Below are 14,341 nucleotides of genomic sequence, written 5' to 3' on the forward strand. Positions count from 1 at the left end.
CCGCCGCGTTCAGGAGACGGCCTCTCGCGCCGGGGGGCCGGGTTTGTGGGCGGGGCCGTGGGGGTCGGCGCAGTGGCCCTCGGTGGCGGTCGCGCCGATGGTCAGGGTGTCGGCGGGGGCGTGGTCGACCTGAAGGGTGGTGTGGTCGATGCCGTACTCGTCGTGGACGAGGCGTTCGGCGGCGACGCGGACGGCGTGGCAGTCGGCGCCGGGCTGGACGAGGATGTGGGCGGACATCGCGGGGTAGCCGGAGGTGACCTCCCAGATGTGCAGGTCGTGGACTTCGACGACTTTGTCCAGGGCGGCGGTTCTGGTGCCGATCTCGGCGGGGTTCATGCCGGCGGGGGCGGCTTCCATGAAGACGCGGCCGGCGTCGCGGACCAGGCCCCAGCCGGCCTTGAGCATGAGGGCGGCCACGACCAGGGCGGCGATGGCGTCGGCGCGGCCCCAGCCGGTGAGCCAGACGATCGCGCCGGCGACGGTGGTGGCGATGAAGGCGAACAGGTCGTTGAGGATGTGCTGGTAGGCGCCTTCGACGTTGAGGCTGCGCCGGTTGGCCTTGGCGATCAGGCGGGCGGCCAGCAGGTTGACGGCGATGCCGGCCAGGCCGGTCACGACCACGTACAGGCCGGCGACCTCGGGGGGTTCGACGATCCGGCGTACGCCCTCGACGATGAAGTACACGGCCAGCAGTAGCAGGGTGATGCCGTTGAGCTGCGCGGAGATGATCTCGGCGCGTTTGAGGCCGTAGGTGAAGCCGCCGCGCGGGGGGCGGGCGGCGATGCGCATGGCGGTGAGGGCGAAGACGATCGCGATGGCGTCGGTGAGCATGTGCCCGGCGTCGGTGATCAATGCCAGCGACTGGGCGAGGAACCCGATGACCACCTCGATCGCCATGAAGCCGGCGATCAGGATGAGGGCGCCGGTCAGGTAGCGGCGGTCGGCTTCCGCGCTCACCCCGTGCCCATGTCCATGCCCATGTCCGTGGCCGTGCCCGTGATCACCCATCGCCGCGTTCCTCGCTGTGCCCGATGTGCGCCAGAGCCAGGTCGAAGAGCATGCGCACATGGGAGTCGGCCAGCTGGTAGTACGCCATACGGCCCGACCGCCGGACCTTGACCACCCGGTGGGTGCGCAGCAGGCGCAGCGCGTGGGAGGCGGCCGACATGCTCTGCCCGGTGGCGGCGGCCAGGTCGCACACGCACATCTCCCCGCCTTCCAGGAGCGCGGCCATCAGCCGCAGACGGCCAGGGTCGGACAGGAGGGAGAAGACGTCGGCGAGGTCTTGCACGACCTCGTCGGCGGGCATCACCTGACGGACGGCGGCCACCCGCTCGCCGTCCACGACGGAGGTCGTACACGCGTCGGGAGACAGGGACACCACAACGTTTGAATCATTGTTCATATATCGGAGTGTGTGGGCGGGGGTGCGGCCTGTCAACACCTCCCGCGCACACGCCCGTCTACGGATGGAAGATGCTGACGCCGCCCGGTCCCACGAGCAGGCCCACGATGATCAGGACGATCCCCCAGAGGATGTCCCGGCGGGCCACGATGACGTAGATCCCGGCGATGACCAGCACCACGGCGATGAGCCATAGCAAAGTAGCCATGTATTCCCCGTGCCCCTGCGAAATCGGCACTAACAGGACATACAGGGATTTTGCTCTCCAGAGGTGGTGTCGGGAGACTAGGCCGGCCCCGGAGACCCCGACGCTCCCTTTGTACGGCCCAGCGCAGGATTTCACCTCTCCGAAACCTAAGCGGTGACCGTCGCTGGGTAGAGTCACGCCATCCTTCACAACGTTGATCCATTCATCGGCATCGCGGCCACCGACCTGCCCGGGGCACGCGGTCTGGCCGCCACCTGGTGGTGGCCGAAACCCCAGGTGGGCAACACCCACCCGGGCGCCACGTCCCCGCTGGGCATGGTTTCGGCCTGCGCCTACTCCGGCGCCTACCCGACCGGGTACGGGCGGTACGCGAAGAACACCGAGGGCGTGCCCGAGGAGATGTTCGAGCAGCTCCAGGCGTCCGGATTCACCCATTTCCAGCAGTCCGGCACCGGCGCGATCCGCAAGTACTACAACTACGTCCGGGTCACCCCGATGGTGCAGCCGCTGGACGACCTGGGCGAGGCCTGGCCGCTCCGCGACGAGGTGGCGGAGGCCGGCTACTACGCGGCCACCCTCGACACCGGCATCCGCTGCGAGCTGACCGTCGGCACCAAGGTCGCCGTGCACCGGTACACCTTCCCCGAGCACGGCAGCGCCCGGGTGGTGGTGGACATGTCCTGCGGCGGCCTGGCCATCGAGCTCGGCCGTACGGTGCCGCTGCGGGCGCAGGTGCAGAGCATGGGCCACGGCCGCGCCCAGGGCACCGTGTGGATGGAGGGCGTGCCGCTCTCCGTCTACGTGGAGGTGGACAGCCCCGGCTGGCGGCAGATGCTCTGGTACGACCGGCGGCTCGTCGACGGCGGCACCCGCCTGGACTTCGACAGCATCCGCCACACCACGCTGCGGCCCTTCGGCATGCTCTTCATGGGCCCGACCACCGCCGGGCAGACCATCGAGGTCCGGCTCGGGTTCTCGCTGCGCGGGTGCGACCAGGCGCGGCAGAACCTGGAGCGCGAGTGCGGCCACGGGCAGCCGGCGTTCGACCCGGTGAAGTCGGGGACCCAGGCCCGCTGGAGCGAGCACCTGGACCGGGTCCAGGTCGAGGGCGGCACCCCGGCCCGCCGCGGCGTGTTCGCCACGGCGCTCTACCACTCGCTGATCAAGCCGTGCTTCGCCGACGACGAGAGCCCGTTCTGGCCGACCCCGGGGCCGTACGCGTTCGACGTCTGCACCATGTGGGACATCTACAAGACCCAGCTGCCGCTGCTCGCGGCCATCGTCCCGGACCGGGCCGTGGCGCTGCTGGAGTCGCTCATCCGGGTCTGCGAGGAGGAGGGCAACTTCCCGATCGGGTACCGCATGGCCCGCGGCGCCGACCGGTTCTTCCGCCAGGCCAGCGCGCTCGTGCACACCGCGCTGGCGGACGCCCACGCCCTCGGCCGGGCCGGCCTCGACTGGAACTGGGCGCTCGTGCACATGGTCGACGACCTGCGCCGCATGTACGGCGAGGACTTCTGGGAGCACGGCGTCGTGCACCCGATCACCCACACCCTCGATCTCGCCTACGGCCACCACTGCACCGCCCAGGTCGCCCGCGCCCTCAACGACGTGGGCCTCGCCGACGACCTGGAGAACCGCGGCCGACAGTGGTCCAACGCCTTCGACCCGGAGACGGGACTGCTGCGCGACTCGGAGTTCTACGAGGGCGGCAAGTGGAACTACTCGTTCCGGCTGCTGCACGACATGGCCGCCCGCATCGCGCTGGCCGGCGGCGACCGCGCCTTCGTCGGCAAACTGGACAGATTCTTCGGCTTCGGCGCGGCCCCGGTGAAACAGCCCGGCCGCCGCCCCCAGCCGGAGGAGATGGCCGCCGGATACGCCCTCAACCGCTTCGAGGGGCTCAACAACGAGCCCGACATGGAGGCGCCCTGGGCCTACCACTACGCGGGCCGTCCCGACCGTACGGCCGAGATCGTGCACGCGGCGCTGACCTGGCAGTTCGGCACGGGACCCGGCGGGCTCCCCGGCAACGACGACTCCGGCGGCCTCAGCTCCTGGTACGTGTGGGCGTCGCTCGGCCTGTTCCCCGTCGCCGGGCAGAACCTGTTCCTGGTCAACGCGCCCGCGTTCGGCCGGGCCGCGATCCGGGTAGGAGGAGGCGAGTTCGTCATCGAGACCAGCGGGCACCGCGAGACGCCCATCGGCGTCGACGGCGTCGATCGCGACCCGCCGGCGCAGTACGTGCAGTCGGCTACCCTCAACGGCAAACCCCTGCACGCGGCTCACCTGAGCGCCGCCGCCGTGCACCGCGGCGGCGTGCTGCACCTGCGGCTTGGCCCGGAGCCGTCGTCGTGGGGGCGGGAGGTCCGCCCGCCTTCTCTTTCCGACCAGTCCGCGACCTCGGAGGAAGCCCGATGACCCACCCCCGTCGCCGTCTCGTGATCGTGGTCAGGGCCGACCCGGTGATCTGCGGCCACTCCGGCGAGGCCCGTAACCTCGCCGAGGTGGCGCTGACCCGCGGTTTCGACGACGTACGGCTGCTGACCTGGCCCATTCCCGCGTTGCAGGCGGCCGGGCTTCCGCTCAAGCCGCTGGACCGGCTGTTGCCGTACAGCGAGGGGATCACCGTGGAGCGCCCGGACGCGGTCGGCGACTACCGGGTGCCGGACGGGCGCTACCAGGCCGGCCTCACCGGCCGCCTCGTCGAACTGCTCGCCGAGCCGGTGCCCACGACCTGCCTGTCCATGTACATCGTGCCGCACGCCTCGGTCGTCGTGGACGCGGTCGCGTCCGCCCGCGCGGCCGGGTACGCGCCCAACGTGCACACCGTCGTGAAGGCGGTCGGCTCCGACGTGACCAACGTGATCCGGTCGTGCCTGCGGGAGGGCCGGTTCGGCGCGGCCACCGTGCTGTTCACCACGTTCCTGGCCAACGACGAGGTCGTCGCGGTCTCCGAGTACACCCGGGACGAGATCATCGCCTCGGCCGAGCAGGTGGACGCGCACTGCGGCACCACCTTCGCCGAGCAGTGCCGGCGCCGGGTGACCGTCAGCTACCCGCCGATCGACGCGAGCGCCTTCCTCGACCCGGAACCGGCGCGGGTGGACGCCGCGCTCGCGCGGCGCGGCCTGGAGCGGGACGGGTACATCCTGTTCCTGTCCCGGGTGACCCGGGCCAAGGGCATCTACGAACTCCTGGCCGCGTACGGCGAGATGCGCTGCCGGTCGCGGGTGAAACTCGTCGTCGCGGGCACCGGGCCGGAGCTGCCGCAGATCCAGGCGCTGGCGAAGGAGGACGGCCGGGTGGTCGTGCTCACCGACGTGGACGACCAGGAGAAGGCGCTGCTCATGAACGGCTGCGCCGCCTACGCCCTGCCGACCAAGCCGGAGCCCGACTTCGTCGAGACGTTCGGCATCGCGCTGGCCGAGAAGATGCTGGCCGGCGGCGGGCCGATCGTCACCACCATGACGGGCGGCACGCTGGAGGCGGTCGGCGACACCGCCGTCATCGTCGAGCCCGGCGAGATCGGCGGGCTGGCCGCGGCGGTGGACCGGGTGGTTCTGGACATGCCCGCCGCCGAGCGGCAGGAGATGGAGCACCGCGCCCGGGCCCGCGCGATGACGTTCGACCGGGCCGCCGTGTTCGACGCCCTGTTCACGCGGGAGGCGCTCGCCGTCTAGCCTCCGGTTAGATCTTTCGCGTGGAACCGGTGGCCTGAGCGTCAAAGCGGATTGATCGGCGGCGGACACGGAATGATGTCCGGTGAGAGCCTTCGGGAGGAGCCGGGTATGCGGATCGGCGTCGTCTTTCCCCAGACCGAGATCGGCGCGGACGCGGGAGCGGTGCGCGCCTACGGGCAGCGCGTGGAGGAACTCGGGTTCCGGCACGTGATGGCGTTCGACCACGTGATCGGCGCGGACCCGGAGGTCCACCGGGGGTGGAGCGGGCCGTACGACGTGGGGTCCACCTTCCACGAGCCGATGGTGCTGTTCGGGTACCTCGCCGCGCTGACCTCGCTGGAGATGGTGACCGGGATCATCATCCTGCCGCAGCGGCAGACGGTGCTGGCGGCCAAGCAGGCGGCCGAGATCGACCTGCTCACCGGCGGGCGGTTCCGGATGGGCGTCGGGCTGGGCTGGAACCGGGTGGAGTTCGAGGCGCTCGGCCAGGACTTCACCACCCGGGGGCGGCGGATCGAGGAGCAGGTCACGCTGATGCGCCGGCTCTGGACCGAGCGGTCGTTCGGGTTCGAGGGCGAGTTCGACCGGATCACCGGGGCCGGGCTCGCGCCCCTGCCGGTGCAGCGGCCGATCCCGATCTGGTTCGGCGCCCAGTCGCCGCCCGCGTACCGGCGGGCCGGGCGGCTCGCCGACGGGTGGTTCCCGCAGATGGCCCCCGGCCCCGACCTGGCCGAGGCCAAGGCGGCCGTCGACCAGGCCGCCGCCCGGGCGGGCCGTGACCCCGCCAGCCTCGGCATGGAGGGCCGCATGGCCTGGCAGGGCGACCCGGACGCCCTCGCCGCCCTGGCCGGGCAGTGGCGCGAGTTCGGCGCGACCCACGTCAGCGTGAACACCATGAAGGCAGGCCTCACCGGCGTCGACGCCCACCTGGCCGCCCTCGAAACCGCCGCAGAGGCCCTCGGCCTCGGCAAGCCTTGACGACCGGCTCGGAAACTGGTTCATGGGCAAGCCCTGAGCACCGGCTCGGCGAACGGGTTGGGCTGTCCTGAAAGCGCTGCGGACGCCTTCGGCTTGGCCGGACTCTGACCACGGGTCCGGAGGCGGAGCCCTTCCGTCTGCGGAATCGCCGGGGCGTCGCGCCATGCCCGTCCCTGGATGGCCTGATGGGCTTCGGCTGACCCGAAGTTGTGTCCGATTTGTTATCTTATGGTGCTTTGTGTACCTTTGGGGGTGACGGCAGACGTGACTCTGGCCCTGTTGTGGCCTCCGCTGCCGGTTTCGTTGCCCGGACCAATTCGGAGTCAACTCATCTATGCCTACCCATCGGCGCTCCTGGAGCGCACCTACTCGTACGCGTCTGCGCTACGCCCTCGCCGGGCTGTGCGCGGCCATGTCCGTCGCCACCGCCGTCAGCCCGGCGAGCACGGCCCACGCCGCTCCGATGCGGGCGGCCGAACCCGAGTTCACCTACGGCCAGGACATCTCCGCCTACCAGGCGTCCTACGACTGGCACTCCAGCCCCGCGCAGTTCGGCCTGGTCAAAGCCACCGAAGGACTGACCTTCCGCGACTCCAGCTTCGCCCGCCAATGGCACGAACTGGCCAAGAAGGGGATCGTCCGCGGCGCCTACCACTACGGGCACCCGGACGACGACCCGATCGCCGAGGCCAACCACTTCCTGTCCGTGGTCAACTCGCAGCCCGCCAAGCGCGGTGACCTGCTCGCCCTGGACCTGGAGACCGCCGCCGGCCAGTCCGTCGCCCACGTCAACGCCTGGGCCAAGACCTGGCTCGCGCACGTGAAGGCCAAGACCGGCATCACCCCGCTGTTCTACAGCAGCTGGAGCTTCGCCGACACCTACGGCCACGGCCTGTCCGCCTACCCCCTCTGGGTGGCCGACTACGGCAAGACCCGGGGTCAGGTCACCCCACCCGCCGACTGGAAGACCTGGACCATCCACCAGTACAGCGACACCCCGGTCGACCAGAACGTCTCCTCCCTGACCACCCAGCAACTCCGCGTCCTGGGCCGCCGCTGACAGTCACAGCCTCAGCCCTGGGGCGGACCCGGTGAAGGCCGGGAGATCAGGACGTGGATTCGCCGCGTGGGCCGGGGGGCCGTACCGGCCCACGCGGGGTCTCAGCGTTCGGGGGCGCCGGCGGGGACGGTGGCCGGTTCGGTGTCCTGGGCGGTGGCGACGCGGCGGACGCCGAGGACGGCTACGAGGCTGACGAGGCCGAGCGCGGTCAGGAAGAGGGCGATCGGAGTCGAGGAGTCGTAGGCGGCGTAGAGGGCGGGGAAGACGGGGGTGACGGCGCCGGCGACGGTGGCGCCGACCGCGTAGGCGACGGCGATGCCGCTGTAGCGGACCTTGAGGTCGAACATGTCGGTGAAGAGGCCGCCCTGCGCGCCGGCCATGATGCCCTGGACTATCGCGGCGACCAGGAAGGCGACCAGGGCCAGGCCGGTGCTGCCGGTGTTGACCAGGGCGAACATCGGGAGCGGCCAGATGACGGCGGTGACCGCGCCGATGGCGTAGAGCAGTTTGGGGTCGAACCGGTCGGAGAGGATCGCGGAACCGATGATCGCGAGGATCCAGACCGAGGTGGAGGCCAGGATCAGGGTGAGCAGGGTGGTGCGGTCGAAGCCGACGACCCGGGTGCCGTACGTGAGCATGTAGACGGTCACCGCGTAGCCGATCGCGGGCGGGGCGATGGCGGCCAGGGCGCCGAGGATCAGGTTGCGGGGGTGGCGGCGGACCAGCTCGGCGAAGGGGACCTTGATGACCGTCTTCTCGCGTTTGGCCTTCGCGAACTCCGGGGGCTCGGACAGGCGCATGCGGATGATGAGGCCGACGACCACGAGGACGGCGCTGAGCAGGAAGGGGATGCGCCAGCCGTACGAGAAGAAGGCGTCGTCGTCGAGGCCCGAGAGGGCGAGGAACGCGAGGTTCGAGGTGAGCACGCCGACCGGGACGCCGAACTGGGCGAAGCTTCCGTAGACGGCGCGCTGGCGTGGTTTCGCGTTCTCGGTGGAGATGAGCAGCGCGCCGCCCCATTCGCCGGCCACGCCGAAGCCCTGGATGAGGCGCAGGGAGACCAGCAGCAGCGGCGCGCCGATGCCGATGGCCGCGTACGTGGGCAGCACGCCGATGAGGAACGTGGACCCGCCGGTCAGGATCAGGGTGAGGACGAGCATCGACTTGCGGCCGATCCGGTCGCCGAAGTGGCCGACGATCGCCGCGCCGAACGGGCGGATGAGGAACCCGGCGGCGAACGCCGACAGCGACGCGAGCGTGGCGGCCTCGGGGGACGCCTCGGGGAAGAAGAGCGTGGGGAACACCAGCGCGGCGGCGGTGCCGAAGATGAAGTAGTCGTACCATTCGATCGAAGTCCCGATGAAGCTGGCCGCGAAGAGGCCCTTCATCGACGGAGGCTTGGACGTGCCATGCTGGGCCACAAGCGCTCTCCTCACAACGGGGGTGGACGTTTCCGGGACCGTCCGCGAGCAGGCGATCCCAGGTTGCGGGGGTTGTACGGAACGTAGTCCCGCGGGCGGCGCGGGTCGCGGGTCTTCTGCCGCACCCGGACTACGTCATGTGTCGCGGTGTGACGTGTCGCGGTCACCCGGGGGTGACGCGACGGGCGGTGGCGTGCCGGGTGGCCCGCCGTCCACGGTGAGGGTGTGGCCGGAGATCCACCGGGCGCGGTCGCTGAGCAGGAACAGGCAGGCGTGCGCGACGTCCCACGCCGTGCCCTCGGTCCGCAGCCCGGTGCTCAGCCGCCGGGGCTCGCGCCTCTCCTCGGGCATGTTCGCCGCCGCGAACGCGCCCCAGATCATGCCGACCCGTACGCAGTTGACCCGGATGCCCCTGGGCCCCAGGGTGGCGGCCGCGCCGTCGGTGAGGTTCTCCAGACCGGCCTTGGCCACGGAGTAGACCATGCCGGGCCCGCGCGTCCCCACCGTCACCGAGGAGATGTTCACGATCGCCCCACCCCGCGGCAGCACCGGTACGGCATGCCTGGTCACCTGCCACGCCGAGGTCAGGTTCACGTTCATCAGCTCGGCGAACCGTTCCGGCGTCACGTCGAACAACCCGGCCGGATCCCCGGACGCGACGTTGTTCACCAGCGCGTCCAGCCCGCCCAGCCGATCCACGGCCGCGGCGACGGCGTCCGCGCACTGCCGGTCCGAGGTCACGTCGGCGACCACGGCGCTCGCCTCCCCGCCGGCCGCGACGATCGACGCCACGGTCCGCTCGGCGGCGTCCGCGTCCCGGTCGAGTACGGCGACCCGCGCGCCGTGCGCGGCCAGCACCCGGCTGACGGCGTAGCCGACCCCGGGCAGCGCGCCGTTCTGTCCGGCTCCGGTGACGAGCGCGGCCCGGCCGGCCATCCACCGCGGGCCGGCGTCGGCGAAGGGATCGCTCAGGGGATCTTCGGGCATGGGGCTCCTCCACGGTCAGGCCGCGTCCCCGGAAGGGAAGGGCGGCTCAGGACGGGGGCGTTCACCCCGATGCCCCATGATCCCGAGCGCGGGTGTGTCAGGTCCCGTTTCGCGGCCTCGGCGCCCGTGCGTGGCCGTCGTGGGGTCAGGGCGGACGCGCCCGCTCCGGCTGTGCCTCGTCGCGCATCTTTTCGCCTCACTTCCGGGCCGCTGAGGCCCTGCTCAGAGCAATGTAGAACTCGGCGACGGCGAAGGAATCAGGACTTTCGCGACGTGGAAGGGCTAGTCTCACAACGCCGATGAACGCCTGTGAGGGAAGCCGAATTCCACGGAGCGGAAGGGTATTTCGGCTGGTATGGGATGCTATTGAATGGCCGTCCATTCTGTGTAACCTGGGTTGACACTCATGTGATTTCTGTTCACGAATATGGACGGGCAGGTGAAGTGATGGCCGTCCCGACGGGCGATTCCCTGGAATCCCCTCGCCTGACATCGGCCCAGCGCGTGCTCTCAATCCTCGGCGTGTTCGACACCGAGAACCTGTCGCTCTCACTCAGCGAGATCAGCCGCAGGACCGGCCTCACGCTCAGTACGACCCACCGCCTCGTCAACGAACTCCGCTGCTGGGGCGCGCTGTCCCGCAGCGGCGACGGCAAGTACAGCATCGGCCTGCGCATCCTGGAACTCGGCACCCTGACCCCGCAGGGCGGCCAGCTGCGCGAGATCGCGCTGCCGTACCTGCACGATCTGCAGCACGCCACCAGGGCGAACATCCATCTGGGCGTGCCGCAGGGGCATGACATCGTGTACATCGAGTCGCTGCGCGCCCGGGACACCGTGCCGGTGCCGAGCAGGCTCGGCGGGCGGTGGCCGATGCACGCGACGGGCACCGGACTGGTGCTGCTCGCGCACTCCTCGCAGGAGTTCCAGGAGGAGGTGCTCGCCTCCAAGCTGCGCCGGTACACCGAGAACACGCTGACGGACCCCGACGCGCTCCGGCACTTCCTGGCCGAGGTGCGCAAGGCGGGCGTCGCCGTCGTGGAGAGCCAGCTCACCCGCGACGTGATGGCCGTCGCGGTGCCGATCCGCGGCCCCCGGGACCATGTGGTGGCGGCGGTCGGCATCACCGTGCCCAGCGGCTCCGTGTCCCCCCGGTCGCTGGTGCCCGCGCTGTCCGCGAGCGCCCGGAGCATCTCGCGGGCGCTCGGCGCTCCCTCGGCCGCGGCCGGTGGGCCGCCCCGGCGGCCCGCCCACTGGCAGGTACGCGAGGTCAAGTACTCCACCTCGGTGGCACAGCGGGAGCCGGGCCTGGTCGGCGGATAGGTCAGCCGGAGATCCGGGTCAGGCGGGACTTCATCTCGGTGCGCTCCAGCGATCCGGGCGGCACGAGGGTGACCGCCGCCGGCACGGTCAGCCGGGCCCGGATCAGGCCCTCGATCTCCCGGCGCAGCAGCTCCCGGTCGCCGGGCTCGTCGCCGGGCTCCACCTCGACGCGCAGCGGCGGCTCCACTCCCGGGCCGGGACTCGGCAGCACGATCTGCATCGCTCCGTTCGTCCGGGGATGGAGGGTCTGCACCAGGTCGCGGATCGCCGTGGGGAACACGTTCACCCCGAGCACGATCAGCATGTCGTCGGTGCGGCCCACGCAGCGGATGAGCGGCGCGCCGTCCCCGGCGAGCCCGGTGACCAGCACCCGGTCCCGCGTGCGGAACCGGACCAGGGGGCAGCACTCGCGGTCCACCGAGGTGTAGACGAGTTCGCCGGAGACGCCGGGCTCGGGGTCGACGGGCTCGCCGCCGTCCGGGTCGATCAGCTCCACCAGCACGTGCCGGCCGCCGGTGAAGCGCATGCCGCCCGCGCCCGGCGGCTCGGCGAACAGCACCGGCGCCATGTCGGCGTTCCCCAGGCCCTCGGTGACGAGCGCGCCCCACTCCCGGTCCATGTGCCGCTGGAACGCCGGCTCGCCCCCGCCGGGCTCGCCGCCGACGAAGATCTTGCGGATGCCGAACTCCCGCGGGTCCCGGCCCCGTTCGCGTACGTACTCGGCCAGGTAGCGCACATACGACGGGGTGGCGTGCAGCGCGGTGACGCCCAGGGTGTCCAGCGCCTGCACCGCCTTCTCCGACGCGCCGGTGCCGATCGGGACCAGGGTGGAGCCGATGCGCTCCAGCGCGTCCCGGATCGGCAGCCCGCCCACGAACAGGGTCAGCCCGGCGCCGTGCAGCACCACGTCCTCGCGCGTCGCGCCCATGGTGAGGAACGCCCGCGCCACCATCTCGGTCCACGCCTCGGCGTCGCGCCGGGTCACGCCCACCCAGCTCGGCCTGCCGGTGGTCCCGGTGGAGGCGTGGACACGGATCACCTCGGTCATGTCCACGGCCGCGTGCAGGCCCAGCGGGGGAGCGGCGGCCTGGGAGTCGCGCAGCAGCTGCTTGTCCGTGAAGGGCAGTTTGCGGATGTCCCCCAGGGACACCAGCGCCGCCGGATCGGCGCCGTGCTCGGCGAACAGGCGGGCGTAGAAGGGAGAGCGCGCGGGCAGCCCGGCGAGCTGGGTACGGAGCATCGCGGTGACGGCGTCTCGGTCCTCAGGCGCGACGAAGCCGGGTGTGATCACGAATCGTCCTTCCGGGGGGAGCGGGGACTGCTCGTCAAGCGATCGACGCGGCCAAATCTCAACAAATCGGCCAATAACGGCGGCCACGGCGCGGTGGTTGCCTGCCGGCGCCGCGTCCGGCAGAGCCTCGGTGGTTGTCGGCGGTGCCTCACTATGCCCAGGACGCGAACCGGCCAGCCATATGACTTTCATGGCGCGGAAACCGAAATGCCCCGAATGCGATTGTTTACCGTGACACGAAAGGCACGGCGTTTCCCGGCCGTGAACCCGCGACAATGGACGGCAATGGGGACACGGTCCAGCATTCGGGCCGCGCGATCTCCAGAAAACAGGTCCGCCCGGCGGGGCGGCGACGGAGACACGGTCAGCCTTGCAGGCTGCGGCGATCTCCAGAAGGCCCGCGAGGGCGCCCGGCGGACCGCGGCACGGTCAGGCTCTCAGGACGCGGCGATCTCCAGGAGCAGGTCCGCGAGCGCGTCTGGCGCGGTGACCATCGCCTCGTGGCCGGTGGTGATCTCGTACACCGGCCAGCCCCGCGCGGCCGCCCGTTCCGCGTGCGGGGTGAACACCCGCATCCAGTCGGTGCACTCGATGAACGCCGCGGGCACGCCGTCCCCCTTGCCGGTCAGCCGGAGCGGCTCGGTGTAGGACAGCCACGGATGCGGGGTGAGCCGCGGGGTCAGCCAGTCGACGTCGGCGCGCTCGGTGACGCCCAGCACGCTCAGCGAGCGTACGGGGATGAGCCAGCCGAACCCCGGGCCCGCCACCGACTCCCGGTAGTGCCCGGCGACGTCGGCGGGCAGCATATCGATGGCGGGCTCCCCGTCGTCGCCGACGAAGGCGTCGAGGTGGACGCGTCTGGTCAGGCGGTCCCCGATCCGGTCGGCCGCGCCGGTGACGACCTGACCGGCGTAGCTGTGCCCGACCAGCACCACGTCCCGGGCGTCGTGCGCCTCGATGAGCGCCACCACGTCCTGGATGTGGGTGCCGAGCCCGACCTGCGGGGTGAGCAGGTGGGCTCGGTCGCTGACCCCGGTCAGCGTCGGGGCGTGCACCTCGTGGCCGGCCGCGCGCAGCAGCGGAGCCACCCGCTGCCACACCCAGCCGCCATGCCACGCCCCGTGGACCAGTACGAACGTGCTCACGCGTTCTCCATGACGATCATCCCGGCGCCGGTCATCGAGGCGGGCGCGAAGTAGTGCCGGTGCCTGACCACGACCTCGGGGTTGAGCGCGCCCCGCATGACGAGCCACATGATGACCTCCGCCCCCTCCCCGCCGAAGGTGTCGATGTACCGCTGCCGGCTCCAGCCCGCGAGTTTCCCGGGCTCCTCGGCGATCTCCGTGAGGAACCGCTGGTCGGCCTCCCGGTTCAGGAAGCCGGCGCGGGCTCCCTGGAGCTGGTGGGACAGGCCGCCGGTGCCGAGCACGACGAACCGCTCGTCGCTGTCGTAGCTCTCGATGGCCCGGCCCAGGGCCTGGCCGAGTTCGTACAGGCGGGCCGGGAGCGGGATCGGGTACTGGAGCACGTTCACGAAGATGGGCACCACCCGGACCGGCCACGAGCCGGACGGCCGGCCCCAGAACAGCTCCATCGGCACCTGCAGGCCGTGGTCGACCTTGATCTCCTGGATGATCTCCGGGTCGAAGCGGTTCTCCACCAGGCTGTCGAGCAGGTGCCAGGCGAACTCGGTCGCGCCTTCGAACGGCGGGATGGGCCGCGGCCCCCAGCCCTCGTCCACCGGGTGGTACTCGGGGGCGCAGCCGACCGCGAAGGTGGGGACGCGGTCCAGGAAGAGGGCGTTGTAGTGGTCGTTGAAGACCACCACGGCGACGTCGGGCCGGTGCTCGCGGACCCACTCCCGGGCGGGCAGGTAGCCGTCGAAGAACGGCTTCCACTCCGGCGTGTCGCGCAGGCCCTTGTCGAGCGCCGCGCCGATCGAGGGGACGTGGGAGGTGCCCAGCCCGCCGACGATTCTCGCCACG

At 71.2% G+C, this 14,341-nt stretch carries 13 protein-coding genes; 5 read left to right on the forward strand and 8 right to left on the reverse strand.

The genetic code is table 11. The features are described 5' to 3' along the window. Positions 1 to 9 precede the first annotated feature (9 nt). The 3 genes from Aph01nite_RS11240 to Aph01nite_RS11250 are packed head-to-tail and all read right to left on the reverse strand — an operon-like array spanning position 10 to position 1,613. On the reverse strand, positions 10 to 957 hold the full coding sequence (locus Aph01nite_RS11240) for a cation diffusion facilitator family transporter (RefSeq protein WP_239161583.1): 948 nt from the start codon (positions 955 to 957) through the stop codon (positions 10 to 12). Positions 958 to 1,000: 43 nt separating this feature from the next. Then, a complete protein-coding gene (locus tag Aph01nite_RS11245) occupies positions 1,001 to 1,405 on the reverse strand; it encodes an ArsR/SmtB family transcription factor (protein WP_204040749.1) in 405 nt (134 codons plus the stop codon). A 58-nt stretch (positions 1,406 to 1,463) separates the two neighbouring features. Next, positions 1,464 to 1,613: a GPGG-motif small membrane protein gene (locus Aph01nite_RS11250; RefSeq protein ID WP_204040750.1), complete on the reverse strand. Its 150-nt coding sequence runs from the start codon at positions 1,611 to 1,613 to the stop codon at positions 1,464 to 1,466. A 204-nt stretch (positions 1,614 to 1,817) separates the two neighbouring features. Between Aph01nite_RS11250 and Aph01nite_RS11255 the strand changes: the two genes are divergently transcribed. The 4 genes from Aph01nite_RS11255 (at position 1,818) to Aph01nite_RS11270 (ending at position 7,334) form a co-directional block, all read left to right on the forward strand. Continuing rightward, positions 1,818 to 4,034 carry a glycoside hydrolase domain-containing protein gene (locus Aph01nite_RS11255; protein ID WP_275419115.1) on the forward strand — a complete coding sequence of 739 codons (2,217 nt, stop codon included), beginning with the start codon at positions 1,818 to 1,820 and terminating at the stop codon, positions 4,032 to 4,034. Then, a complete protein-coding gene (locus tag Aph01nite_RS11260) occupies positions 4,031 to 5,296 on the forward strand; it encodes a glycosyltransferase (RefSeq protein WP_204040751.1) in 1,266 nt (421 codons plus the stop codon). Before Aph01nite_RS11255 ends, Aph01nite_RS11260 begins: the two co-directional genes overlap by 4 nt. Before the next feature lie 108 nt (positions 5,297 to 5,404). Then, entirely contained in the window at positions 5,405 to 6,274 is an 870-nt protein-coding gene (locus Aph01nite_RS11265) for an LLM class F420-dependent oxidoreductase (protein ID WP_204040752.1), read from the forward strand. Between the two features lie 334 nt (positions 6,275 to 6,608). Beyond that, positions 6,609 to 7,334, forward strand: a complete 726-nt coding sequence (locus tag Aph01nite_RS11270; RefSeq protein WP_204040753.1) for a glycoside hydrolase family 25 protein — start codon at positions 6,609 to 6,611, stop codon at positions 7,332 to 7,334. A 101-nt stretch (positions 7,335 to 7,435) separates the two neighbouring features. Here the strand turns inward: Aph01nite_RS11270 and Aph01nite_RS11275 are convergent, their stop codons facing one another. Beyond that, positions 7,436 to 8,722 (reverse strand): MFS transporter, encoded by a 1,287-nt coding sequence (locus Aph01nite_RS11275; protein ID WP_204040754.1) that lies wholly within the window; start codon positions 8,720 to 8,722, stop codon positions 7,436 to 7,438. Between the two features lie 168 nt (positions 8,723 to 8,890). Then, positions 8,891 to 9,742, reverse strand: coding sequence for an SDR family NAD(P)-dependent oxidoreductase (locus Aph01nite_RS11280; RefSeq protein ID WP_204040755.1), 852 nt, complete (start codon positions 9,740 to 9,742; stop codon positions 8,891 to 8,893). 447 nt (positions 9,743 to 10,189) lie between these two features. Between Aph01nite_RS11280 and Aph01nite_RS11285 the strand changes: the two genes are divergently transcribed. Continuing rightward, positions 10,190 to 11,065, forward strand: a complete 876-nt coding sequence (locus tag Aph01nite_RS11285; protein WP_204040756.1) for an IclR family transcriptional regulator — start codon at positions 10,190 to 10,192, stop codon at positions 11,063 to 11,065. 1 nt (position 11,066) lies between these two features. Here the strand turns inward: Aph01nite_RS11285 and Aph01nite_RS11290 are convergent, their stop codons facing one another. The 3 genes from Aph01nite_RS11290 to Aph01nite_RS11300 form a co-directional block, all read right to left on the reverse strand. Further along, on the reverse strand, positions 11,067 to 12,356 hold the full coding sequence (locus Aph01nite_RS11290) for a phenylacetate--CoA ligase family protein (protein WP_204040757.1): 1,290 nt from the start codon (positions 12,354 to 12,356) through the stop codon (positions 11,067 to 11,069). Between the two features lie 437 nt (positions 12,357 to 12,793). Then, positions 12,794 to 13,501 carry an alpha/beta fold hydrolase gene (locus tag Aph01nite_RS11295; protein WP_204040758.1) on the reverse strand — a complete coding sequence of 236 codons (708 nt, stop codon included), beginning with the start codon at positions 13,499 to 13,501 and terminating at the stop codon, positions 12,794 to 12,796. Beyond that, positions 13,498 to 14,340 carry a class III extradiol dioxygenase family protein gene (locus Aph01nite_RS11300; RefSeq protein WP_204040759.1) on the reverse strand — a complete coding sequence of 281 codons (843 nt, stop codon included), beginning with the start codon at positions 14,338 to 14,340 and terminating at the stop codon, positions 13,498 to 13,500. Before Aph01nite_RS11300 ends, Aph01nite_RS11295 begins: the two co-directional genes overlap by 4 nt. Position 14,341: the final 1 nt, after the last annotated feature.

This window comes from Acrocarpospora phusangensis, from assembly GCF_016862995.1.
Taxonomy (GTDB): domain Bacteria; phylum Actinomycetota; class Actinomycetes; order Streptosporangiales; family Streptosporangiaceae; genus Acrocarpospora; species Acrocarpospora phusangensis.

What these genes read in the sequence shown, in the direction of transcription:
- Aph01nite_RS11245 (WP_204040749.1), bottom strand. Translation starts at nt 1,405, where the DNA reads ATGAACAATGATTCAAACGTTGTGGTGTCCCTGTCTCCCGACGCGTGT.
- Aph01nite_RS11250 (WP_204040750.1), bottom strand. Translation starts at nt 1,613, where the DNA reads ATGGCTACTTTGCTATGGCTCATCGCCGTGGTGCTGGTCATCGCCGGG.
- Aph01nite_RS11260 (WP_204040751.1), top strand. Translation starts at nt 4,031, where the DNA reads ATGACCCACCCCCGTCGCCGTCTCGTGATCGTGGTCAGGGCCGACCCG.
- Aph01nite_RS11265 (WP_204040752.1), top strand. Translation starts at nt 5,405, where the DNA reads ATGCGGATCGGCGTCGTCTTTCCCCAGACCGAGATCGGCGCGGACGCG.
- Aph01nite_RS11270 (WP_204040753.1), top strand. Translation starts at nt 6,609, where the DNA reads ATGCCTACCCATCGGCGCTCCTGGAGCGCACCTACTCGTACGCGTCTG.
- Aph01nite_RS11275 (WP_204040754.1), bottom strand. Translation starts at nt 8,722, where the DNA reads ATGAAGGGCCTCTTCGCGGCCAGCTTCATCGGGACTTCGATCGAATGG.
- Aph01nite_RS11280 (WP_204040755.1), bottom strand. Translation starts at nt 9,742, where the DNA reads ATGCCCGAAGATCCCCTGAGCGATCCCTTCGCCGACGCCGGCCCGCGG.
- Aph01nite_RS11285 (WP_204040756.1), top strand. Translation starts at nt 10,190, where the DNA reads ATGGCCGTCCCGACGGGCGATTCCCTGGAATCCCCTCGCCTGACATCG.